This is a genomic window from Sphingomonas sanguinis (genome assembly GCF_019297835.1).
GTDB classification, from domain to species: Bacteria; Pseudomonadota; Alphaproteobacteria; order Sphingomonadales; family Sphingomonadaceae; genus Sphingomonas; species Sphingomonas sanguinis_D.
Genome location: NZ_CP079203.1, coordinates 654,916 through 677,336, shown reverse-complemented (window position 1 = coordinate 677,336; position 22,421 = coordinate 654,916). Strand labels below are relative to the sequence as shown.

21 protein-coding genes and 1 tRNA gene are annotated in these 22,421 nt (G+C 65.0%); 13 read left to right on the top strand and 9 right to left on the bottom strand.

Annotation, left to right across the window (positions count from 1 at the left end):
• Positions 1–67: 67 nt before the first annotated feature.
• Complete coding sequence (locus KV697_RS02905) at positions 68–2,122, bottom strand: NAD(+) synthase (protein ID WP_219020034.1); 2,055 nt, start codon at positions 2,120–2,122, stop codon at positions 68–70.
• 228 nt (positions 2,123–2,350) lie between these two features.
• Between KV697_RS02905 and KV697_RS02900 the strand changes: the two genes are divergently transcribed.
• The 5 genes from KV697_RS02900 (at position 2,351) to der (ending at position 7,182) form a co-directional block, all read left to right on the top strand.
• On the top strand, positions 2,351–2,695 hold the full coding sequence (locus tag KV697_RS02900) for an ArsC family reductase (RefSeq protein ID WP_219020033.1): 345 nt from the start codon (positions 2,351–2,353) through the stop codon (positions 2,693–2,695).
• A 49-nt stretch (positions 2,696–2,744) separates the two neighbouring features.
• A complete protein-coding gene (gene panB / locus KV697_RS02895; RefSeq protein ID WP_219020032.1) occupies positions 2,745–3,611 on the top strand; it encodes a 3-methyl-2-oxobutanoate hydroxymethyltransferase in 867 nt (288 codons plus the stop codon).
• A 117-nt stretch (positions 3,612–3,728) separates the two neighbouring features.
• On the top strand, positions 3,729–4,397 hold the full coding sequence (locus KV697_RS02890; RefSeq protein ID WP_257575570.1) for a tetratricopeptide repeat protein: 669 nt from the start codon (positions 3,729–3,731) through the stop codon (positions 4,395–4,397).
• The gene (locus KV697_RS02885; protein WP_219020030.1) at positions 4,394–5,716 is read left to right on the top strand and encodes an outer membrane protein assembly factor BamB family protein; all 1,323 of its coding nucleotides are present in this window, start codon (positions 4,394–4,396) and stop codon (positions 5,714–5,716) included. Before KV697_RS02890 ends, KV697_RS02885 begins: the two co-directional genes overlap by 4 nt.
• Positions 5,717–5,811: 95 nt before the next feature.
• Entirely contained in the window at positions 5,812–7,182 is a 1,371-nt protein-coding gene (gene der / locus KV697_RS02880) for a ribosome biogenesis GTPase Der (protein ID WP_219020029.1), read from the top strand.
• Between the two features lie 175 nt (positions 7,183–7,357).
• On the opposite strand, the gene bfr is transcribed toward der, so the two are convergent.
• Positions 7,358–7,879 (bottom strand): bacterioferritin, encoded by a 522-nt coding sequence (gene bfr, locus KV697_RS02875; RefSeq protein WP_219020028.1) that lies wholly within the window; start codon positions 7,877–7,879, stop codon positions 7,358–7,360.
• Positions 7,880–8,033: 154 nt separating this feature from the next.
• On the opposite strand from bfr, the gene KV697_RS20250 reads away from it, so the two are divergent.
• On the top strand, positions 8,034–8,654 hold the full coding sequence (locus KV697_RS20250; protein ID WP_306822677.1) for a PAS-domain containing protein: 621 nt from the start codon (positions 8,034–8,036) through the stop codon (positions 8,652–8,654).
• A 14-nt stretch (positions 8,655–8,668) separates the two neighbouring features.
• On the opposite strand, the gene KV697_RS02865 is transcribed toward KV697_RS20250, so the two are convergent.
• The 3 genes from KV697_RS02865 to KV697_RS02855 form a co-directional block, all read right to left on the bottom strand.
• Positions 8,669–8,744: transfer RNA gene (locus tag KV697_RS02865), tRNA-Ile, on the bottom strand.
• A gap of 161 nt (positions 8,745–8,905) precedes the next feature.
• Positions 8,906–9,172, bottom strand: a complete 267-nt coding sequence (locus KV697_RS02860) for a hypothetical protein (RefSeq protein WP_219020027.1) — start codon at positions 9,170–9,172, stop codon at positions 8,906–8,908.
• Between the two features lie 192 nt (positions 9,173–9,364).
• Positions 9,365–10,762, bottom strand: coding sequence for a M20/M25/M40 family metallo-hydrolase (locus KV697_RS02855; protein WP_219020026.1), 1,398 nt, complete (start codon positions 10,760–10,762; stop codon positions 9,365–9,367).
• A 107-nt stretch (positions 10,763–10,869) separates the two neighbouring features.
• Between KV697_RS02855 and ettA the strand changes: the two genes are divergently transcribed.
• Both ettA and KV697_RS02845 read left to right on the top strand, forming a co-directional pair.
• Complete coding sequence (gene ettA, locus KV697_RS02850) at positions 10,870–12,549, top strand: energy-dependent translational throttle protein EttA (protein ID WP_219020025.1); 1,680 nt, start codon at positions 10,870–10,872, stop codon at positions 12,547–12,549.
• 150 nt (positions 12,550–12,699) lie between these two features.
• Positions 12,700–13,884: a sensor histidine kinase gene (locus KV697_RS02845; protein ID WP_257575566.1), complete on the top strand. Its 1,185-nt coding sequence runs from the start codon at positions 12,700–12,702 to the stop codon at positions 13,882–13,884.
• A 3-nt stretch (positions 13,885–13,887) separates the two neighbouring features.
• Here the strand turns inward: KV697_RS02845 and KV697_RS02840 are convergent, their stop codons facing one another.
• The 4 genes from KV697_RS02840 to KV697_RS02825 form a co-directional block, all read right to left on the bottom strand.
• Positions 13,888–14,664 carry an NYN domain-containing protein gene (locus tag KV697_RS02840; RefSeq protein ID WP_219020024.1) on the bottom strand — a complete coding sequence of 259 codons (777 nt, stop codon included), beginning with the start codon at positions 14,662–14,664 and terminating at the stop codon, positions 13,888–13,890.
• Between the two features lie 26 nt (positions 14,665–14,690).
• On the bottom strand, positions 14,691–15,071 hold the full coding sequence (locus KV697_RS02835) for a DoxX family protein (protein WP_219020023.1): 381 nt from the start codon (positions 15,069–15,071) through the stop codon (positions 14,691–14,693).
• 114 nt (positions 15,072–15,185) lie between these two features.
• Complete coding sequence (gene greB / locus KV697_RS02830) at positions 15,186–15,668, bottom strand: transcription elongation factor GreB (RefSeq protein WP_219020022.1); 483 nt, start codon at positions 15,666–15,668, stop codon at positions 15,186–15,188.
• A gap of 30 nt (positions 15,669–15,698) precedes the next feature.
• Positions 15,699–17,708, bottom strand: a complete 2,010-nt coding sequence (locus KV697_RS02825) for a lytic transglycosylase domain-containing protein (protein ID WP_219020021.1) — start codon at positions 17,706–17,708, stop codon at positions 15,699–15,701.
• A gap of 80 nt (positions 17,709–17,788) precedes the next feature.
• On the opposite strand from KV697_RS02825, the gene dapA reads away from it, so the two are divergent.
• From dapA to KV697_RS02800, 5 genes are all read left to right on the top strand, one after another.
• Positions 17,789–18,688 (top strand): 4-hydroxy-tetrahydrodipicolinate synthase, encoded by a 900-nt coding sequence (dapA, locus tag KV697_RS02820; RefSeq protein ID WP_219020020.1) that lies wholly within the window; start codon positions 17,789–17,791, stop codon positions 18,686–18,688.
• An 88-nt stretch (positions 18,689–18,776) separates the two neighbouring features.
• A complete protein-coding gene (locus KV697_RS02815; RefSeq protein WP_219020019.1) occupies positions 18,777–19,103 on the top strand; it encodes a 5'-nucleotidase in 327 nt (108 codons plus the stop codon).
• Between the two features lie 79 nt (positions 19,104–19,182).
• On the top strand, positions 19,183–19,662 hold the full coding sequence (gene smpB / locus KV697_RS02810) for an SsrA-binding protein SmpB (protein ID WP_007403364.1): 480 nt from the start codon (positions 19,183–19,185) through the stop codon (positions 19,660–19,662).
• Positions 19,662–20,237, top strand: a complete 576-nt coding sequence (locus KV697_RS02805; protein WP_056434844.1) for a DUF2062 domain-containing protein — start codon at positions 19,662–19,664, stop codon at positions 20,235–20,237. Before smpB ends, KV697_RS02805 begins: the two co-directional genes overlap by 1 nt.
• Positions 20,238–20,332: 95 nt before the next feature.
• The gene (locus tag KV697_RS02800; RefSeq protein ID WP_219020018.1) at positions 20,333–22,390 is read left to right on the top strand and encodes a M13 family metallopeptidase; all 2,058 of its coding nucleotides are present in this window, start codon (positions 20,333–20,335) and stop codon (positions 22,388–22,390) included.
• Positions 22,391–22,421: the final 31 nt, after the last annotated feature.

The window sequence follows — 22,421 nt, the reverse complement described above, 5'->3', positions numbered from 1 at the left end:
TTAACGGTAAATGTGACGGTTTAGTGTGTCAGCATAGACCCGATCGTCATGAACTGCCAAGTGTGTATTACGTATGCGGAACAGCTTGGTTAAGTTCCTGTAACCATACGGAAGCCGTCCCATCCGATGGCGCGCGCCAGTCACCGCGCGGCGACAGGGCGCCGCCGGGCGAAACCTTGGGCCCGTTGGGCAGGGCCGATCGCTTGAACTGGCTGGTCTGGAAGAAACGGGTCAGGAACCGCTCCAGCCAATGCCGGATCGTCGGCAGGTCATAGGCGACGCGCGCGTCCTGCGGCAGGTCCTCGGGCCAGCCGCCTGCCTCTGCATCATGCCAGGCGTGCCAAGCGAGGAAGGCGATCTTCGATGGATTCAGGCCATAGCGGATGACGTAATGCGCGAAGAAGTCGTTCAGCGCATAGGGGCCGATCATCGCCTCGGTCGACTGCATCGCGCCGCTGGCGTCCGCTGGAACCAGCTCGGGCGAAATTTCCTGGGCCAGGATCGCGGCCAGCACCTGATTGGTGGCGTCGTCATATTGGCCGGTACGGATGCACCAGCGGATCAGGAATTGGATCAGCGTCTTGGGCACGCCCGCGTTGACCGCATAATGACTCATCTGGTCGCCGACGCCATAGGTGCACCAGCCCAGCGCCAGCTCGGATAGATCGCCCGTGCCCAGCACGATGCCGCCACGCTGGTTGGCGAGACGGAAGAGATAATCGGTTCGTAGGCCCGCCTGCACATTCTCGAACGTCACGTCATGGACCGGCTCGCCCTGCGCGAAGGGGTGCCTCATGTCCTCCAGGAGCTGATGGGCGGCGGGGCGGATGTCGATTTCCTCCGCCGTGACGCCCAGCGCGCGCATCAGCGACCAGGCATGCGCCTTCGTGCCTTCGCCGGTCGCAAAGCCCGGCATGGTGAAGGCCAGGATGCGATCGCGCGACCAGCCCAGCCGGTCGGTCGCCTTCGCCGCGACGATCAGCGCATGGGTGGAGTCCAATCCGCCGGAAACGCCGATGACGAGCGTCTGGGCTCGGCTGGCGTCCAGCCGCTTCGCCAGCGCCTCGACCTGGATGTTATAGGCTTCGTAACAGTCCGCGTCGCGCCGGGCGGGATCGTCGGGCACGAAGGGGAAGCGGTGGACGGCGCGGCGAAGGCCCCGATCGCTGACCTCGGCTCCGTGCACGAAACCGATCCGGCGGAAGCGCTGCTCGGGGTGGCCTGCGAACGCGGCGGCATCGTTGAACGTGCCGAAGCGAAGCCGCTCCTGCACGATCCGTTCGACATCGATATCGGCGGTGGTGAGGGCGGGTTCGCGCAGAAAACGCTCGGACTCGGCGATGGTCTCGCCCAGCTCGTGGATCAGGCCCTGACCGTCCCAGGACAGATCGGTCGTGCTCTCGCCGATCCCTGCCGCCGAGTAGACATACGCGCAAGCCGCGCGGGCGGACTGGGCGGCGGCGAGCATCGCCCGGTCGCGCGCTTTGCCGATCACGATGTTGGACGCCGACAGATTGCAACAGATCGTCGCTCCGGCCAGCGCCCCCAGCGTCGAGGGCGGGGTAGGCGCCCAATAATCCTCGCAAATCTCGGCATGGACGACGAAGCCGGGAGCATCCTCCGCCGCGAAGATCAGGTCGGTGCCGAAGGGCACGCTCTGGCCGTCCAACTCGATCGTCAGCCCGGTTAGTCCCGCGCCGCTGGCGAACCAGCGTTTCTCGTAATATTCCCGGTAATTGGGCAGGAAGGTCTTCGGCACGACGCCCAGAATGCGCCCACGCGCGATGACGACCGCGCAATTATAGAGCCGCCCGTTGCGGGGCAGCGCCGCGCCCACCAGCATGACCGGCGACAGCGCGGCGCTGGCATCCACCATCTCGCCCAGCGCCGCCAGCGTGGCCGCGTGCATCGCGCCCTGCAAATGCAGGTCGTCGATCGCGTAGGAGGTCAGCGACAATTCGGGGAAGACGATCAGGTCGACCCCGTCCTCATCCGCTTTGCGTGCCAGATCGAGCATGGCCCGCGCATTGGCGGCGGCATCCCCGACCGAGGCGGCGGGCGTCGCGGCGGCGACGCGGATCAGGCCATGGGTGTGAAGCGCGTAGAAGGGGTGGTCCTGCATGACGACGGGATAGCGGCGCGGGGAGGGGGGCGCCAGCCTGCGCGAATTGCTGCGGGTTAGAATGCGAGGGATTTCCCTTGGCCTTCGGCTTCGCTCAGGCTGAACGGAGTGGGGGGGCAAGGCCGCACATCCCAACAGCCGTTCAGCCTGAGCGAAGTCGAAGGCTACGCTTCCCCTGTCCTGCTGCCTTTGGCTAAAACGCGCCGGACTTCCTGAACTCGAGGCAATATGACCATCACCCTCTACGGCATCCCCAATTGCGACACGATGAAGAAGGCCCGCGTCTGGCTCGACCAGCACGGCGTCACCTACCGCTTCCACAACTACAAGACGGAGGGCATCGACGAAGCCACGCTGGGCCGCTGGGTCGATCAGGTCGGCTGGGAAAAGCTGCTCAACCGCGCGGGCACGACCTTCCGCAAGCTGGACGAGGCCGACCGGCAGGACATCGATGCCGACAAGGCGATCCGGCTGATGCAGGCCCAGCCCTCGCTCATAAAGCGGCCGGTGCTCGATCGTGAAGGCACCCTGACGGTCGGCTTCAAACCCGAGGTCTACGCCGAAATCTTCTGACGGACCAAGGGGGTGGAGCGCACGGCGCACACGGGGTAGAGGCCTTGGCATGTCCACGACCTACACGCTCGACACCGCGACCAGCCGCGCCACCCCCACGCCCGCGCCGATGAAGCGGCTAACCGTGCCCGCCATCCGCCGCGCCAAGGGGCAGACGCCGCTGGTCATGCTGACCGCCTATACGGTGCGCTCGGCGCAGCTGCTCGATCCGCATTGCGACATGCTGCTGGTCGGCGACAGCCTGGGGCAGGTGATCTACGGCCTGCCCTCGACCGTGCCGGTCACGCTCCAGATGATGGCGGCGCATGGTGCGGCGGTCGTGCGGGGCAGCTATCACGCAGTCGTCGTCATCGACCTGCCGTTCGGCAGCTATGAGGCCAGCCCGGAAAAGGCGTTCGAGAATGCCGCGTGGCTGCTCAAGGAAACGGGCGCGGCGGCGGTCAAGCTGGAGGGCGGCGTCGCGATGGCCCCGACCGTCCGCTTCCTGGTCGAGCGGGGCATCCCGGTGATGGGCCATGTCGGCCTGACCCCGCAGGCGGTCAACGTCCTGGGCGGGTATGGCGCGCGCGGCCGTACGCCCGAGGAGGCCGAGAAGATCATCGCCGACGCGGTGGCCGTGGCGGAGGCGGGTGCCTTCTCGGTGGTGATCGAAGGCGTGGTCGAGCCGATCGCGATCGAGATCACCAAGCGCGTCGCCTGCCCCACCATCGGTATCGGCGCGTCGGCCGAGTGCGACGGGCAGGTGCTGGTGGGGGAAGACATGCTGGGTCTGTTCGACCGCACCGCCCGCTTCGTGCGCCGTTACGAGACGATGGGCGAGCGGATCGGCGAGGCGGCGCGCGCCTATGCCGAGGATGTCCGCGCCAGGCGCTTTCCGGGGCCGGAGCAGATCTATGCGCCTCGCGATGGGGGATAAGCCAAGCCCGCTTCCCACGGGGGCCGCTCCTCGCTAAAGGTCGCGGCTTCCATATTGCCTTGATCCAGAATAGCGGAGCCCGTCTTGGCCCTAACGCCCCAATCCAGCCAGGCCTTCATGAGCGAGGTCGACGACGAACTGCGTCGCGAAAGGCTGACGACCTTCTGGACCCGGTGGGGCCTTATCGTCGGCGCGGCGATCGTCGTCGCGCTCGCGGCGTTCGGCGGCTATCTTTACTGGCAGCATCGCCAACATGAGGCAGCGGGCGTCGATGGCGAGCAGTTGCAGGCGGCCTATGACGCGCTGGGTCAGAACGACACCAAGACGGCGGGCGAGAAGCTGAAGGCACTGTCGAACACCAATGTCGACGCCTATCGCGCGCTTGCCGAGTTCACCCAGGCGGACATCCTGCTTCAGCGCGACGACATGAAGGGCGCCGCGGCCCGTTTCGCCGCGATCGCCAAGGACACCTCGCTGGCCCAGCCGTTCCGCGATTTGGCGGTGATCCGCCAAACCATGGCCGAATATGACACGATGAAGCCCGAGGCGGTCGTCGCCCGACTGGGCGGCATGGCGGTTCCCGGCAACGCCTATTTCGGCAGCGCGGGCGAGATGGTCGCGGTGGCCTATCTGCGCATGAACAAGCGCGATCAGGCGGGCCGTTTGTTCGGCCAGATTGCCAGCGACAAGGATGTGCCCGATACGTTGCGGCAACGTGCGGTTCAGATGGCCGGCGTATTGGGGGTCGACGCGGTCGGCCAGAGTGAGGACACCAAGACCCAATGACGAAGCATTTCCGCACCTCGGCAGCGCTCGCCGCGCTGATGGCGCTGGGCGCCTGCGGGGTATTCAAGAGCGCGCCCAAGAAGACGCCGACCATCGGCAACCGTGTGCCGATCCTGGTTTCGGAAACGGGGGTCGAGGCGGATAAGACGATCGCCGACGTGCAGGTGCTGCTGCCCGCGCCCGAGGCGAACCCCGAATGGTCGCAGCCCGGCGGCAACGCTTCCAAGTCGATGGGGCAGCTCGCGCTGGCGGAGCAACCCCAGCGTCTGTGGACCGCGACGATCAACGGCGGTTCGGCGCGCGATCCGCTGGGCGCCGCCCCGGTCGTGGCCGAGGGCAAGCTGTTCGTCGTCGATGTCGAGGGCAATCTGGTTGCGATGAACGCCGACACCGGCGCGCGGCTGTGGTCGACCGGCATCACCGAGGGGGACGAGAATCGTCTGGCCCGCTTCGGCGGCGGTGCCAGCTATGACAGCGGCACGGTCTTCGCCTCCGATGGTCTGGGCGACGTGATCGCGGCCAGCGCGGCCGACGGCAAGGTGCTGTGGCGCGCCAAGCCCAGCGGCCCGCTGCGCGGTTCACCGACGATCGCCAACGGCAATGTCTATGTCCTGACCCAGGACAATCAGCTTTATGCGATCAACCAGGCGGACGGTAAGATCGTCTGGGCCGGGCAGGGCACGCTGGAGACGCAGGGCGTGTACGGCGTCGCTGCTCCGTCGGCCAGCCAGGGTACCGTCGTTGCCGGTTTCTCCAGCGGTGAGCTGAACGCCTATCGCTACGAAAACGGACGTCTGTTGTGGCAGGATGCGCTGTCGCGGACCAGCATCTCGACCTCGGTCTCGACGCTGTCGGACATCGACGCCGCGCCGGTGATCGATCAGGGCCGCGTCTATGCGCTGGGTCAGGGCGGCCGTATGGTCGCGCTGGAACTGTCAACCGGCCAGCGTCTGTGGGAACAGAATTTCGCCGGGCTTTCGACCCCGTGGATCGCGGGCGAGTGGATCTTCCTCGTCACCGACGATGCCCGTCTGGTCGCGCTGGCCCGGTCGAGCGGTAAGGCTCGCTGGATCGCGCAGCTTCAGCGTTTCCACAAGGAAAAGAAGAAGACCGGCGCAATCACCTGGTTCGGTCCGGTGCTGGCGGGCAACCGCCTGATCCTGACCAATTCGGAAGGGCAGATCGTCTACGCCAATCCGGGGGACGGATCGATCCAGGCGACGGTCGACACCAAGACGCCGTTCGCGCTGCCGCCTATCGTCGCCAACAATGTGCTCTATGTTCTCGACCAGAAGGGTCGGGTTACAGCCTTCAAGTGATGCGATATTGCCCCGTGGGACATTTGTTCCACGGGGCGGCGCATTTGTATCGCTATACGCGTGACGAAAGGCTTGCCTTTCGCTAACGGACGGCGATGGCTAATCTCCCTATCGTCGCGATCGTCGGCCGTCCCAATGTCGGCAAGTCGACGCTGTTCAACCGTCTGGTCGGAAAGAAGCTGGCGCTGGTCGACGACCGGCCCGGCGTGACGCGTGACCGACGCGAAGGCGACGCACATCTGCTCGGCCTGGATTTCCGTATCATCGACACGGCGGGCTACGAAGACGAAGACCCCGACACGCTGCCCGGCCGGATGCGCCGCCAGACCGAGGCGGCGGTCGGCGAGGCCGATGTCGCGTTGTTCCTGGTCGACGCGCGCGCGGGCATCATGCCGCTGGACGAGGAAATTGCCCGCTGGCTGCGCAGCTCCGACACCCCGATCGTGCTCGCCGCCAACAAGGCGGAGGGCCGTGCGGCCGAACAAGGCATCCTGGAGGCGCTGGCACTGGGCTTCGGCGATCCGGTTCAGCTGTCGGCCGAACATGGCGAAGGCGTGGGAGATCTGTTCGAGGCGCTGCTTCCCTTTATCGACCGTGAAGTCGAGGAAGAGGAGGAAGTCGATCTCGAAAACCCCTTCGCTCCGCTGAAGTTGGCGATCGTCGGACGTCCCAATGCGGGCAAGTCGACGCTTATCAATCGATTCTTGGGTCAGGATCGCCTGATTACCGGTCCCGAAGCCGGGATCACGCGCGACTCCATCGCGATCGACTGGGAATGGCACGACCGCAACGGTGAGACGCGGCAGGTCCGGCTGATCGACACCGCCGGTATGCGCAAAAAGGCGAAGGTACAGGACAAGCTGGAAAAGCTGTCCGTTGCCGACGCCCTGCGCGCGGTCGACTTTGCCGAGGTCGTCGTGCTGCTGCTCGACGCGACGCTTGGCCTGGAATCCCAGGATCTGCGCATCGCCGACCGGGTACTGGAAGAAGGGCGCGCCCTTCTAATCGCGCTCAACAAATGGGACGTGGCGGAAAATCCGTCATCGCTGTTCAACGGCGTCCGCAAGGCGCTGGAAGACGGGCTCAGCCAGGTCAAGGGCGTGCCGCTGCTCGCGGTGTCGGCCGCGACCGGCAAGGGGTTGGATACGCTGATCGAGGCGGCGTTCGAGACGCGCGCCGCTTGGTCGAAGCGTGTGCCGACGGGCGAACTGAACCGCTGGTTTGAAAAGGCCGTGGACGCCAATCCGCCGCCAGCGCCGGGCGGCAAGCGGATCAAGCTGCGTTACGTCACGCAGATCAAGTCGCGTCCGCCGAGCTTCGTTATCTTCGGGACGCGCGTGGACCAGTTGCCCGCCAGCTATGAGCGCTATCTGGTCAATTCGATGCGGCGGGAGCTTGGCTTCGGCGCGGTGCCGGTCCGGCTGACGCTGCGGGCACCGAAGAACCCGTTCGACAAGAAGGACTGAGAGTAGGCGACCCTACTCCCACGCTGCGTTCAGCCTGAGCGAAGTAGAAGGCAAAGGGGCGGCATCCGCCCAGAGGCGCAACCCAGCGTTTTTCCGTGGCCTTCGACTTCGCTCAGGCTGAACGGGGGGATCGTAGGTTAAAATAGGGCGGGCCATCAGACCCGCCCCGCAAACCTCACCCCTGCAGGTGCGGCGCCGCGCCCGACTTGGGCGTGTCGTTTTCTGCCATGGCGTTCAGCTGGATATAGTTCTGGATGCCCATGCGCGCGATCATCTCGAACTGGCGCTCCAGCGTGTCGACATGCTCTTCCTCGCTCGCCAGAATGCGCTGGAACAGGTCGCGGCTGACATAGTCGCGGACTTCCTCGCAATAGGCGATGGCTTCCTTGAGCTGCGCAACGGCCTCGACCTCGATGGCCAGATCGCCCTTGAGCACTTCCTCGACCGTCTCGCCGATACGCAGGCGGCCCAGCAGCTGAAAATTGGGAAGCCCGTCCAGAAACAGGATGCGCTCGGCCAGCCAGTCGGCATGGCGCATCTCGTCGATCGATTCGTGATATTCGAACTGGGCGAGCTTGTAGACGCCCCAATGGTCGAGCAGCCGGTAGTGCAGGAAATACTGGTTGATCGCGGTCAGCTCGTTCTTGAGCGCCTCGTTCAGAAATTCGATGACCTTCGGGTCGCCCTTAACCGCCATAATTCTGGTCCTTCATCAGTAGCTTTGGGGGACACCTTAGAAGAGCAGATACAGGCCCGGCAAGGCTGATTTCATAAGTAAAAATGCGATGCACTTTCATTCGGCGCATTACATGCTATCGACAACATAAGTTAGAACGAGATGGGGTTTGCCAGTGTCGGTAAATGCGGCGGAGCAGCTGACGCTGGTGATGGAACATGTCCGTCATGGTATCGTGATCTATGATCGGGACGAAAAAATTGTCCTGATTAACCAATATGTCAGTCGCATGTTTGGGCTGGCGGACAACGTCGTGACGGCAGGCTCTTCGTTAAAGGACTATCTCGACCGTATCGGAACCGCGGTCGGATGGTGTCGGGATCGCAAAGCGACGGTTCTGAACAATCACCGGGAATGGGCGCGGGAAAGCGCGCGCCGCCAGTTCGACCATCACTTCGACGACGGCAAAGTGCTCGAGGTCACCTATCACCCGCAGTCCGATGGCGGCGCGGTGCTTACCTTTGTCGATGTGACCCACGAGCGCAATCTGAAGCGGGTCAACGAACAGCGCGAAGAGCTGACGCGGCAGACGGCGGCCATGCTGGAGCGGGTCGGGCGCATATCGGCCAACACACGGATGGTGGCGCTGAATGCCAGCATCGAGGCGGCGAGGCTGGGAAACGAGGGGCGTGGGTTTGCGGTAGTGGCGGAGGAGGTTCGCGATCTCTCGGTCGAGACGTCCGACGTGTTGGTCGAGATCAGCCGGATCAACCAGGCTTCGTTGCATATCGCCTGATCGGGTCAGGAAATTGGTGGGCCCGGCAGGACTCGAACCCGCAACCTAGCCGTTATGAGCGGCCAGCTCTAACCGTTGAGCTACAGGCCCCACCGAAGATGTCGTTAGCGTGATGCGGGCGAACTTCGCAAGCGTTGCGCGACATCTTTTGCACAGGAAATCGGGCAAAGAAAAAGGGCGCTTCCGCGAAGGGAAGCGCCCTTTTCCGACATAGCAGTCGGCGCTTCGGACCCGAAGGTCCGAGGCGACTATTACTGCATGTTGTCCGCCTTGGCGTCGGCAGCGTCACGGACGTTGTCGGCAGCGGCGTTCATGTTGTCAGCGGCGTTCTCGAGCGAGGCAGCGGCAGCACCGTTCGAGGTGTTGTCGGCAACCGCTTCCATGTTGTCGGCCTGCATTTCCATGTTGTCGGCCAGCATGTCTGCGTTGTTCTCAACGGCAGCGGCTTCAGGCGACTTGTTGCAGGCAGCGACGGACATCAGGCCGGCGGCAGCGAGAACGAAAGCGATCTTCTTCATTCGAATGCTCCCAAGCAAAGCAAAAATCGCGGCCGGCCCGAATGCCGTCGCGAAGCGGCTCAAATAACGTGCGGTTCATCGCGGTCAATCCGCAAAATTCATCGGATCGCAAGGTTCGCGACGAACCGATGGCACGGATCAGGCTTTTTCAAGGCGTTGGCGTTACCAAATCGTTACCGGAAAACCGACGGATCAGCGCGGCGTGACCGGCCCGATGGCCTCCGGTGCGTTCGCGACGACCGCCAGCATGGTGGTCCAGGCGGCGACATTCTGGCGAAGCGAGGCCGGATCGACGCGATCCAATACGTCGTCGGGCGTGTGATGGGTATCGAAATAATCCCACCCCGACTGGTTCAGATCGATCGCGGCGGTGCCGAGCTTCAGCGTGGGGCCGACGTCGGTGCCGTCGCCGCCCAACCCGCTGCCCCGCGTGATGCCCAGCGGCGCGAGCGCTGTCTGGAGCCGGTCGGCGACGTGCTCGGCGCTGGCGGGCAAATTGACCTCGAACCGCCAGACCCGGTCCGCGCCGAAGTCGCTTTCCGATGCCGTGGCGTGACGCTCGCCCGCATGGGCCTTGGCATAGGCATCTCCGCCCATGCCCCCGACTTCCTCGGCGCCGAACCAGACGACGCGGATGGTGCGACGCGGCTGGCCTGCGTCCATGATTCGCTTGGCTGCGGCTGCGGTGATGGCAATGCCGCTGGCATCGTCGATCGCGCCGGTGCCAAGGTCCCAGCTGTCGAGATGTCCGCCGACCAGCACGATGCCCGCCGACGGATCGCTGCCAGGCACCTCGGCGATGACATTGCCCGATTCGCGGGTGCCGACCATGCGCGGGGTCAGGACGAGCTTCATGCGAACCGGCTGGCCACGGCTGGCGATCCGCTCCAGCTGCTCGGCATCGGGGACGGACAGGGCGGCGGCCGGGATGGGCTTTAACGCGTCGGGGAAATTGGTCGTGCCGGTATGCGGAAAGCGGTGATGGTCGGTGCCGATCGAGCGGATGACGATCGCGACCGCACCGCGCTTCGCCGCCAGCGCCGGTCCGGTAAAGCGCGCGGTGCCATAGGCGCCGTAGCCCGAACCGTCCTGCGTCCGGGGCATGGCATTGCCAATATAGACGATCTTGCCCCGGATCGCGTCATCGGGGGCCGACTGGAACGCCGCCATGCTGGGAAAGACCGCGACCTCGCCGGTCAGCCCCGCCGCCGGCGTCGCACCCGAATTGCCCAGCGCGGCCAGCGTCAACTTCTGCGGGAAGGGGGCGATGATCTCGGCGCTCTCGGCCCCGCGCTCCCAGACCGGCATCCGGTACGGCTCGATCCGCACATTCTTGAAGCCCAGCGCAGTCAGCTTGGCGACCGACCAGGCCCGTGCGCGGGCTTCGGCCTCGGTCCCCGCCAGCCGCTGGCCGACCTCGGTGGTCAGCCCCTCGACGATGTCCCAGGCCACGGTGTCGGTCAGCGCCGCGTCGCGAAGGCGATCGACTTCGGGCGAAACCGTGGCGGGCGGGGGCGGCGGGGTCCGCTGCGCGAGGGTGGGCGAGGATAGGGCGGAGGCGGTCAAGGCCGCGAGAAGAAAGCGCTTCATGGGCCAGAGTGTTGCGCAGCCGGTCCCGTTTGCCAACCGCCCGCGCACCCACTACATGGGCGGGTAAATATCCCACAGTCGCAAAAAGCACGGAGCCCCGCGCCGCCATGGCCGTCCAATATACCTATGTGATGAAGGGTCTGACCAAGACCTTCCCCGGCGCCAACAAGCCTGTCCTCAACAACATCCACCTCCAGTTCCTGCCGAGCGCGAAGATCGCGATCATCGGCCCGAACGGCGCGGGCAAGTCCACGCTGATGAAGGTGATGGCGGGCATGGACACCGACTTCACCGGTGAGGCCTGGGCCGCCGACGGCGTGCGCGTCGGCTATCTGGCGCAGGAGCCGCAGCTCGATCCGTCGAAGGACGTGATGGGCAACGTCAAGGACGGCGTGCGCCCGATCGCTGACCTGGTCGATCGCTTCAACGCCATCTCTGCCGAGATGGGTGACCCGAAGGACGACACCGACTTCGACGCCCTGATGGAAGAGATGGGCGAGCTTCAGGCCAAGATCGATGCGGTCGATGGCTGGTCGCTCGACAGCCAGCTGGAACAGGCGATGGAAGCGCTGCGCTGCCCGCCGGGTGACGCGGACGTGTCGCGCCTGTCGGGTGGTGAAAAGCGCCGCGTGGCGCTCTGCAAGCTGCTGCTCGAAAAGCCCGACGTGCTGCTGCTCGACGAACCGACCAACCACCTCGATGCCGAAAGCGTGTCGTGGCTGGAAAATTACCTGAAGGAATATGCGGGTAACGTCATCCTCGTCACCCACGATCGCTACTTCCTCGACAACGTCGTGAACTGGGTGCTCGAACTCGATCGCGGCCGCTACTACACCTACGAGTCCAACTATTCCGGCTATCTGGAAAAGAAGGCCAAGCGCCTGGAGCAGGAAGAGCGCGACGAGGCGGGCAAGCAGAAGGCGATCGCCGACGAGCTGGCCTGGATGCGTCAGACCCCCAAGGCTCGTCAGACCAAGTCGAAGGCGCGTATCCGCGCGTTCGAGGAACTGATGGAGAAGCAGGAAAACCGCGTCGCGGGCAAGGCGCAGATCCTGATCCAGATCCCAGAGCGTCTGGGCGGCAAGGTGATCGAGGCCAAGGGTCTGACCAAGTCCTATGGCGACAAGCTCTTGTTCGAGAACCTCGACTTCATGCTGCCGCCGGGCGGTATCGTCGGCGTGATCGGGCCGAACGGCGCTGGCAAGTCGACGCTGTTCAAGCTGATCACCGGCCAGGAACAGCCCGATGCGGGCACGATCGAGATCGGCTCGACCGTCAAGCTGGGCTATGTCGACCAGAGCCGCGACGACCTCGACCCCAACAAGAATGTCTGGCAGGAAATCTCCGACGAGCTCGAGGTCTTCCGCTTCGGCAAGCAGGAACTGGGCACGCGCGCCTATGTCGGGGCTTTCAACTTCCGTGGGCCTGACCAGCAGAAGAAGGTTGGCCAGCTGTCGGGCGGTGAGCGCAACCGCGTCCACATGGCCAAGATGCTGAAGGAGGGCGGCAACGTCCTGCTGCTCGACGAACCGACCAACGACCTGGACGTGGAAACGCTGCGCGCGCTCGAAGAGGCGCTGGAGACCTTCGCGGGCTGCGCGGTGGTCATCAGCCACGATCGCTTCTTCCTCGACCGCCTCTGCACGCACATCCTGGCGTTCGAGGGCGACAGCCATGTCGAATGGTTCGAGGGCAACTACGAGTCGTACGAGGAGGACAAGCGTCGCCGCATGGGCGATGCCGCCGACCGTCCGACGCGTTTGGCCTATAAGAAACTGACCCGCTGATCTGAGCGGTTTGCGTTTCGGTGTGACGCCCTTCCCGAGCGATCGGGGAGGGCGTTGTCGCATGGGGACCGCGCCGACGGGTTTAAAGCGATGCGGCCAATCCCCATTTCGTCCGTTATAACGATAGGGTAACAAAGGGCGCGGTTGGGAATGGCGGTAGTGGAGCAGGCGCAAGGCGAGGATCGTGCGATCGCCAGCGCAGGGCAGTTGGAATATCGGCTCCGCCAGCAATCGGTCCTCGCCGCCTTCGGGATAGAGGCGTTGCGCGCCCGAGATCTCGACCCGATGTTGCAGCGCGCGACCGAGCTTTGTGCAGAAGGGATGCGATCTTCATTCTGCAAGTTTCTGGAATATAAGGCGGATTGCGATACGCTGCTCGTTCGCGCCGGGGTGGGCTGGGGGCCGGGTGTCGTCGGCTCGACCGAGATGCGAACCGACCTGGGCTCGCCCGCGGGCTTCGCGCTCCAGACCGGGCAGGGGGTCATTTCCAACCATCTCGACCAGGAAGAGCGGTTTCGCACGCCGCAATTCATGGCCGATCACAAGATTCGCCGCGCGATCAACGTGCTGGTTGAGGCGTCCGGCCAGCGTTACGGCGTGCTGGAGGTGGACAGCCCCGACGAAGGCCGGTTCGAGGAGGCCGATCTGGCCTTCATGCAGGGTTTCGCGAACCTGATCGGTGTCGCGATCGAACGGCAGGAAGCGGAGCGCCGCCTGGCCGAAGCGGTCGAGCATCAGCAGCTTCTGACCCGCGAAGCCAGCCACCGCGTCAAGAACAGCTTGGCCCTCGTGTCGGCGATGCTGAATCTCCAGAAGCAGGAGGATGACGACCCCCGCGTCCTGCGGATGCTGAACGACGCGCAAGCGCGTATCGCCGCGATCGCCCAGACCCATGATCGGCTCTGGCGCAGCGAGCGGGTGGGCATGGTGTCGCTCGACGATCTGGCCTGCGGCATTGCCGACCAGCTGGCGCAGCAGGCCAAGGATCATGAGGTGCACTGCGATATCGAGGCGATTGAGATGAACGCCGATATCGCGATCCCGATCGGCCTGATGCTGACCGAATTGCTGACCAACGCGATCAAATATGCTTATGGCGAGGAAGGCGGCGTGATCGATGTGGGCCTACATGCCCGCGAAGGCCAGATCGTCCTGTCGGTACGCGACAAGGGCCAGGGCCTGCCCGCCGATTTCGATATGAAGGTGGCCTCACGCCACAGCCTGGGGATGCGGATGATTACCAGCCTGGCGCGACAACTACGCGGCGAGGTGCGCTTCGAGGATGCCGCGCCGGGTACGTGCGCGACCCTGACGATGCCTGACCCGAGGGACTAGGCCCTAGCGAACCCGTTTGACGAAGGTCCGGCCATCCTCGCGTCGCTCAGTCTGGAAATTGGGCACCGCCTCGATCAGGTCGGACAGGCGCTTGAAGCCAAAATTGCGCGTGTCGAAGCTTGACCGGTTGCCCGCTAGCTGGCCCATCGCCGATAGGCTGGCAAAACCACGTTCGTCGCGTTTCACCGAGTTATAGGCGTCGACCAGCAGCTTGAGCAGTTCCTCGTCGATCGGGCGCGGGGTACCAGCCGTCCGTTTGGACTGCTCAATCGACGGGGGTAGCGAGTCGGCGAGTGGGACATCGGCGGGCGTCGGCTTGGCGCTGGCGGGGCGGGCCGCTTCGCCGATCAACGCGCCGACATCGATGAAGCGGCTGCACGCTTGCTTGAAAGCCTCGGGCGTGCGGCTGTTGCCGAAGCCATAGACTGGAAAGCCGTCCTGCCGGATGCGGGTAGCCAGCGGCATGAAGTCGCTGTCCGACGACATGATGCCGAACCCGTCGATCCGACCCCGAAACAGCAGGTCCATCGCATCGATGGTCATCTTCATGTCGGTGGCGTTCTTGCCCTTGGTCAGGTCGAACTGCTGCTGCGGCTCGATCCCGTGCTTGACCATGACATCGCGCCAGCCCTTCAGGCCGGGCTTCGACCAATTGCCATAGGCGCGGCGGACATTGACTGTGCCCAGCTCGGCAAGCACGGTCAGGACGGGGTCGATGGCCGCCGACTGGGCATTGTCGGCATCGATGAGCAGCGCGATGTTGCGGGTCAGGGCGTTCATGGCGCCCTGATTATCAGAGCAACGGATCAGCCGCCACGCCGCATCGCATCGATGCCGATCGAACCGCCGCCTGCCGCCGCGAGGTAGAGGAAGGCGAAGCAATAAAGGATCGCCGCTTCACCGCCATTGGCCAGCGGCAGGAAGCCCTGCGGCGCATGGGCCATGAAATAGGCGACGGCCATCTGACCTGAAAGCAGGAAAGCCACCGGACGGGTGAACAGGCCGATCAGCAGCAGGGCACCCCCGACCAGCTCCAGCACGCCCGCCGCCGTCAGCAAGGGGTTAAGCGGCATGGGAAAGGGCGGAAGGCCAAAGAATTTCGACACGCCGTGCGACAGGAAGAGCAGTCCGAACACGGCCCGGAACAGCGACAGAAGCGGTGCGGACCAGCGGGCGGGAATGGGCATGGTCGATCAACTTTCGCAAACACGGCCGCGCCGATCGCGGCCTCATGCGACGATCATCACCGATACTTGACCCAAGGCAAGGATCGGACGCGAAACGAATTGTTGCCTGTGTTGCTACGCATCGGGATAGGAGATCGCGATCACCTCATATTCCCGCTCTCCCGCAGGCAGCGTCACGCGCCGCAGATCGCCGATGGCCGCGCCACGCAGCGCCCGAACCAGCGGGGCGTTCCAACCGACACGACCCTGACCCGCATCGGCCTCGTCATCGCCGACCAGCGTCAGGACGCGCTCATTGTCATCCTCGTCCGCGATGGTGACGGTCGCGCCGAACCATACCTTGCTGCGATCTTCCTGCCGGGCAGGATCGATCACCTTGGCTGCCTTCATTCGCTTGGACAGCCAACCCAGCCGCCGGTCGATCTCACGTAGCCGCTTGCGACCATAGATATAGTCGCCATTCTCGGAGCGATCGCCATTGCCCGCCGCCCAGGCAATCGTGTCGACCAGCTTGGGCCGCTCGACCGCGAACAGCGCCTCATATTCCTGACGCAGCGCGGCATAGCCCGCCGGGGTGATATAGTTGGGACGATCCATCGCCCCCCTCTATTGCCTATGTGCCCGCGATCAACCCGGCCGCGACGACTTGCCCAGATACCAGCTGAGCGGCGTAGGCCCCCGACTGGTCGCTCGGGCGGGGTTCATCAGGTCATAGACGACCGCATTTTCCAGCACCCGCTGCACGTAATTTCGAGTCTCGGAATAGGGGATCGCCTCGATCCAGTCGACGATGTCGACGGTGCCGGTGCGTGGATCGCCGTTGGCGCGCAGCCACTTGTTCACATTGCCGCCGCCCGCGTTATAGGCGGCAATCGCAAGCGGATAGCTGCCATAGTTATTCCGGATTCTCTCAAAATAACTGGCGCCCAGCTGGATCGACAGGTTTGGATCGGTGGTCAGCGCGGCGGGCGAGTAGGACAGGCCGATCTTGCCCGACTGCTCGGCGGCGGTGGCGGGCATCAGCTGCATCAGGCCGCGCGCGCCCGCATGGCTGACGGCGGCGCGGTCGAACTGGCTTTCCTGGCGCGCGATGGCGTGGATGATCGTCCAGCTCTGCTCATAGCCGGTCGGCACCGGAATGGTCGGGAATCCAGCGGCCGAATAATCGGTCAGCCCGTTCTGCATCGCGCTGCGTCCGACCATGACCGCGAGATCGGGCCGGTTGATGCTGCGCGACAGGTCGGCCGCGAGCAGGTGATCGTTCTCGTCCTCGGCGTCGGCCGCGATCTGGCGAACGAAGGCGGTCTGGTCCTGCCACTGGCCGATCTGGCCCAGGAACTTGGCCGCACGCACCGTTTCGCGTGCATCGAAGGCGGCGCGTACCGCAGGAGCCACGTTGGTCGCGGCGATCGCGGGCGGAGCGACGAGCGGACGGCCGGTGCGCTCAAGTGCCAACTGGCCGTAGAACTGGTCGCGATATTGCGCCGCACGGCTGTAGAAAGCCGAGGCATCGCTTGATCGCCCGGCAGCCTCGGCCGCGCGGCCCGCCCAGTAAAAGCCCTTCGCCCGCGTCTGCGGGGACTGACTGCCTCGGCCATAGCGGTCGAACAGCGTCATCGCATCGGCGGGGCGGGCCAGCTTCATCGCGGTCTGCCCGGCCAGCCAGACCAGGCTCGTATAGTCGTCGCGTTCGCCGTAAGGCTTGGTCGAAACGTCGGTGCCCGCCGGATAGGCGTCGTCCACCTGCCGCGCGATGTCATAGGCGGTCTGAAGCTGGTTGTCCGCCGCCGCCGCCCGCGCATTGACGAGCAGCGCCTCGTAGAATTTCTCGACATTGCCCGGCCGGGTGGCCAGCTGTCGCGAACGCGCAAGCCAGGAGCGCGCGGTCAGGCTGTCGCCCGTATCGCGCAGCCAGCTGGCGCGGTCGGCGACATAGCCCGCATCGTTTGCGTAAAGCTCGGCGGTCGAGGCCGACAGGCTGGGCGCGTCCGCCGATTTGGTGCGGAAGGCCAGCCGTGCCGCAAAGATCGGCCGCCGCGCGGCGCTGGTATAGTTGAGCTGGCGGGCGGCCGCGCTCGTCTGCCCCGACCAGAGCAGCGCATCCATGCGCGCATCCTGATCCTCGGGCGTCAGGGCCGACGCGAAGGTCGACATGACCAGCGCTTCGTCGTTCGGCGACAGCGCACCGCGTCGCCAGGCGGTTCGTGCTGCCTGCGCCGCTTCGCCAGGGGCGCCGGTCGCGAGCAGGGCGCGGGCATAGGCGACACCGCCCGCCGCCGATTGGGGCGGGAAGCGCCGGAAATAGGCGACGATGCTTGACGGCGCGGCGGTGAAGTTCGCCGCCTGCTTCTCGGCCGCGCGGCGGTTGCCCGCTTCGCCGGGCCAGCCGGGATGCGCCATCAAGAACCCGGCATAGCTGTCGAAGGGCAGCGAATCGGTTTGTTGCAGCGCGCGCCACTGGGCCAGCGCCGCCGCGATTGCCCCGTCGGCGGGGGCGGGCATCCCCTGCGTCGCCTGGTTGGGGCTCATATTCGCCATTTGCGTGCGATACCGGTCGAGCTGGTCCTGCCCGCCCGGCGTGATCATCGAGCCTGCCAATGTCGCGAGGAGCGCCCCCGCCTTCGTCAATGCCATCATGGTGGACAGAATAGGGACTCTACCCGTACATGTCCTGAACAAATTGTCCCACTCGGCGCAGCAGGAGCGCATTTCCTCTCATGTTTTCAGGGTCCATTCCGGCGCTTGTGACGCCGTTCGACGATCAGGGCGGTCATGTCGGCGGAGCGTTCGACGAGGCGAAATTCCGGGATTTCGTCGAATGGCAGATTTCCGAGGGCTCGACGGCGCTGGTCGCCTGCGGCACGACGGGCGAAGCGGCGACGATGCCCAAGGACGAGCATTTCCATGTGGTGCGCGTGTGCGTCGATCAGGCGCGCGGCCGGGTGCCGGTGATCGCGGGGGCAGGCTCGAACGACACGATCGTCGCGATCGAAAATCTGAAGGCCGCGCAGGAAGCGGGTGCCGACGCCGCGCTGATGGTGCCGCCTTATTATAACCGGCCGAGCCAGGAGGGTATCGCGCTTCACTTCGCCGAACTGGCGAAGAATGCGCCGCTGCCCATCGTCCTCTATAACGTACCCGGCCGCACCGTCACCGACATCCAGCCCGCGACGCTGATCCGCGTCGTCAACGCGGCGCCGCAAGTCTTCGTCGGTGTGAAGGACGCCAGCGGGGCGCTTGCGCGCGTTTCGCATCATCGCGGGGCGCTGGGGGCGGATTTCTGTCAGCTGTCGGGCAATGACGACCTAGCGCTCGCCTTCAACGCGATGGGCGGGATGGGCTGCATCTCGGTGACGGCCAATGTCGCCCCGCGCCTGTGCGCCGACTTCCAGGCGGCTTGCGCGGCCGGGGACATGGCGCGGGCGCTGGAGCTGCACGACCGGCTGTTCCCGCTGCACGAGGCGATGTTCACCGACGCCTCGCCGGGCCCGGTCAAATACGCGCTCAGCCGCATCATGCCGCACTTCCCGCAAGGCGTACGCCTGCCCATGACCTGGCCTTCCGAGGCTTCGCGCGCGCAGGTCGATGCGGCGCTGACCCATGCCGGATTGATCTGACCCCAACGTTCTTTTCCGGGCCTTCCTTCGGCCGCAATCCCGGCCGACCATCGGTGTGATCGATGGGCGGCATGGGGAGAGTCGGCCGATGTGGACGCTGGTGATGATCGCTTTGCAGGCGGGTGCCGTGGCCGGGCCCGTTCTGCCTGCGCCGCGCAAGCCGACGACGGCGCGGCGTTGTCCGCCCGGCGATACGGGCGAAGATGTGGTGGTCTGCGGCCGGTCGTCCGACGCGGACCGGATCGGCACCATTCCCGATTATTCTAAACCCATGACCCTGCCCAAGGCGCGCAAGGAAATAGCGGGCGTCGGCACGGTTTCCGCGGAGGCCGAGCAGGTGGATGTCGGTGGCATGCCGAGCAAACGGGCCATGATCCGGTTGACCATCCCGCTGGGCGGCCGCCACAAGCCCTGAACGCCCCGTTCCAGAAACGGGATGATGCCGTCATCAGCGGCTTTTCATGACGGCATTCAACGCCTACATCGGCCCGTCCATGCGCCCGAAACCCCAAACGTTCGACAAGAAGAAGATCGTCGCCGAGAACCGGCGCGCCCGCTTCGATTATGCCATCGAGACGACCTATGAGGCCGGTATCGCCCTGACCGGGACCGAGGTGAAGTCGCTTCGCTTCGGCGAGGGCTCGATCGCGGAATCCTATGCCGAGGTGCGCGGAGAAGAGGTGTGGCTGGTCAATTCCAACGTCCCCGAATTCAGCCATGGCAACCGCTTCAATCACGAAGCCAAGCGCCCTCGTAAATTGCTCCTTCATGAGCGCGAAATAAACAAGCTCCACGGTGCGGTGGCGCGCGAGGGCATGACCCTGGTGCCACTGATGATCTATTTCAACTCGCGCGGCCGCGCGAAGGTGGAGCTGGCATTGGCGAAGGGCAAGAAGGCGCACGACAAGCGCGATTCGATCAAGGAACGCGATTGGAAGCGTGAGCAGGGCCGTATCCTGCGCGATCGCGGCTGATGGCCTCGGCCGTGCCCACCTTGTGGGGCCGTTCCCTGGCTTGGGTCCGGCGCAACATGCCGACCCGCGATTCGATGGAGAACAACCGGCTGCTCCGGCCGGTCGCCCACCGTGTGCTGGCGCCCGAGCTGTGGCGCTTCACGCGGCGGTCGGTGCCGCGCGGCGTCGCGCTGGGCGTGGTCGCGGGGTTCCTGTTCCCGGTCGCGCAGATCGCGATCGCGGCGGTCTTCGCGCTGCCCTTCCGCGCCAATGTGCCGGTCGCGGCGCTGACGACCTTCATCACCAATCCGCTGACCACGCCGATCATCTGGGTCATTGCCTATCGCATCGGCACCTTCCTGTTGCGCAGCGAAACGCCGATCAATACCCAGCCGGTGGCGGAAGCCGCGACCGGTTGGCTGCAATGGGCGTTGAGCGCGTTTCACTGGCTGTGGGAGCAGGGGCCTGCCTTCGGCCTGGGCCTGTGCGTGCTGACCGGCGGGTGCGCGGTGATCGGCTATGCCGCCTCGGCGCTCGGTTGGCGCGTTTGGATCGCGCGCAAATGGCGCAACCGACGGAAAAGCGTGGCAATCTGATAGCGGTATCGCGGTTTGGCGTGACTTTCTAACGGTTTGACTGAGCGTATCGGCTCGCTACAACAGCGCTATCCATCTCCTTTTCGGGAATTCAGATGCGCTCTCTGCTGATCGCCGCTCTTCTTACGACCGCCATTTCCCCCGTCATGGCCCAGACGGCGAACCCCGTCGACAAGGCCGCCGTGGGCCCGGTGAAGCCCAATGCCAAGAACGGTCCCGAGATCGGCGATTTCGGTTTCGACATGGCGGGCCGCGATACGGCGGTAAAGCCGGGCGACGACTTTTTCGATTACTCGAACGGCACCTGGTACAAGGGCACGACGATCCCCGCCGATCGCTCGTCCTACGGCATGTTCCACGTCCTGCAGGACCGCTCGCTGGAGCAGACGCGCACCATTCTGGACGAGGCGACCAGGCAGCCGGGCAACAAGGCGGGCGACTTCTACGCCAGCTTCATGGACGAGGCCGCCGTCAATGCGAAGGGTGCGACCCCGGTCAAGCCGTGGCTGAGCGCCATCAAGGCGACCAAGAGCCGTGATGCGCTGGCCGTCGAGATGGCCAAGCTCCAGCGTCAGGGCGTCGGTGCGCCCTTCGGCGTCTATATCGGCCAAGACGACAAGGCGCCCGACACCTATATCCCGAACTTCGGCCAGAGCGGCCTGGGCCTGCCCGACCGCGACTATTATCTGAAGGACGACGCCAAGCTGGCGACGATCCGGACCGCCTATCAGGCTTATCTCGCCAAGATGCTGACGCTGGCGGGCGAGCCCAATGCCGAGGCGCGCGCGGCGGCCGTGTTCAACTTCGAAAAGGGGTTGGCGGGCGTTCACTGGACCCGCATCGAGAGCCGTGACGCGGACAAGACCTACAACAAGTGGATGGCGGCGGATTTCGCCACCAAGGCGCCGGGCTTCCCCTGGGCGCAATATATGCAGACGCTGGGCGTCTCGGGCCGTCCCGCCTATCTGGTCGCGCAGCCCAGTGCGATCACCGGCGAGGCCAAGCTGTACAGCGAAGCACCGCTGAACGTCCTTCAGGACTATGCGATGCTGAAGGTCCTGCGCAGCTATGCCGGTTATCTGTCGAGCAATTTCGACAAGACCAACTTCGCCTTCTACGGCACCACCCTATCGGGCACGCCCGAGCAGCAGGCACGCTGGAAGCGCGGCGTCGGCCTCGTCTCCAACGGCCTGGGCGAGGAAGTCGGCAAGCAGTATGTTGCCAAGTATTTCCCGCCGGAATCGAAGGCCGCCGCCGATGCGCTGGTCAAGAACCTGATCTCGGCGATGGGCGACCGGCTGCGCAATCTGGAATGGATGGCGCCCGAGACCAAGCAGAAGGCGCTGGCCAAGCTCGCCGCCTTCACGCCCAAGATCGGCTATCCCGACAAGTGGAAGGATTATTCCGCGCTGCAGGTCCAGCGCGGCGATCTGGTCGGCAATGTCGCGCGCGCCAATGCCTTCGAGTTCCAGCGTGACCTCAACAAGCTGGGCCAGCCGATCGATCGCGGCGAATGGTTCATGACGCCGATGACGATCAACGCCTATGCCAACCCGCCGATGAACGAGATCGTGTTCCCGGCGGCGATCCTGCAGCCGCCCTTCTTCGATCCGAAGGCCGATCCGGCGGTGAACTATGGCGGCATCGGCGCGGTGATCGGGCATGAGATCAGCCACCACTTCGACGACCAGGGCCGCAAGTATGACGCCACCGGCAAGCTGACCGACTGGTGGACGCCGCAGGACGTGGCGCGGTTCAAGACCTTCACCGACGCGCTCGTGAAGCAGTACGATGCCTATGAGCCGCTGCCGGGCCAGCACATCCAGGGCGGTCTGACGCTGGGTGAGAATATCGCCGATCTCGCGGGTCTGACCGTCGCGCTCGACGCCTATCATAAGTCGCTGGGCGGCAAGCCTGCGCCCGTGATCGACGGGACGACCGGCGACCAGCGTTTCTATTATGGCTGGGCGCAGGTGTGGCGGACCAAGTGGCGCGAACCGGCACTGCGCCAAGCGCTGCTGTCCGATCCGCATTCGCCGGGTCATGAGCGCGTGCTGACCGTGCGCAACCTCGATCCCTGGTATGCGGCGTTCGGCGTCAAGCCGACCGACAAGATGGCGCTGACCCCGCAGCAGCGCGTCCGCATCTGGTAAGCGATTGAATGACAGGCCCTCCGGCACCGAC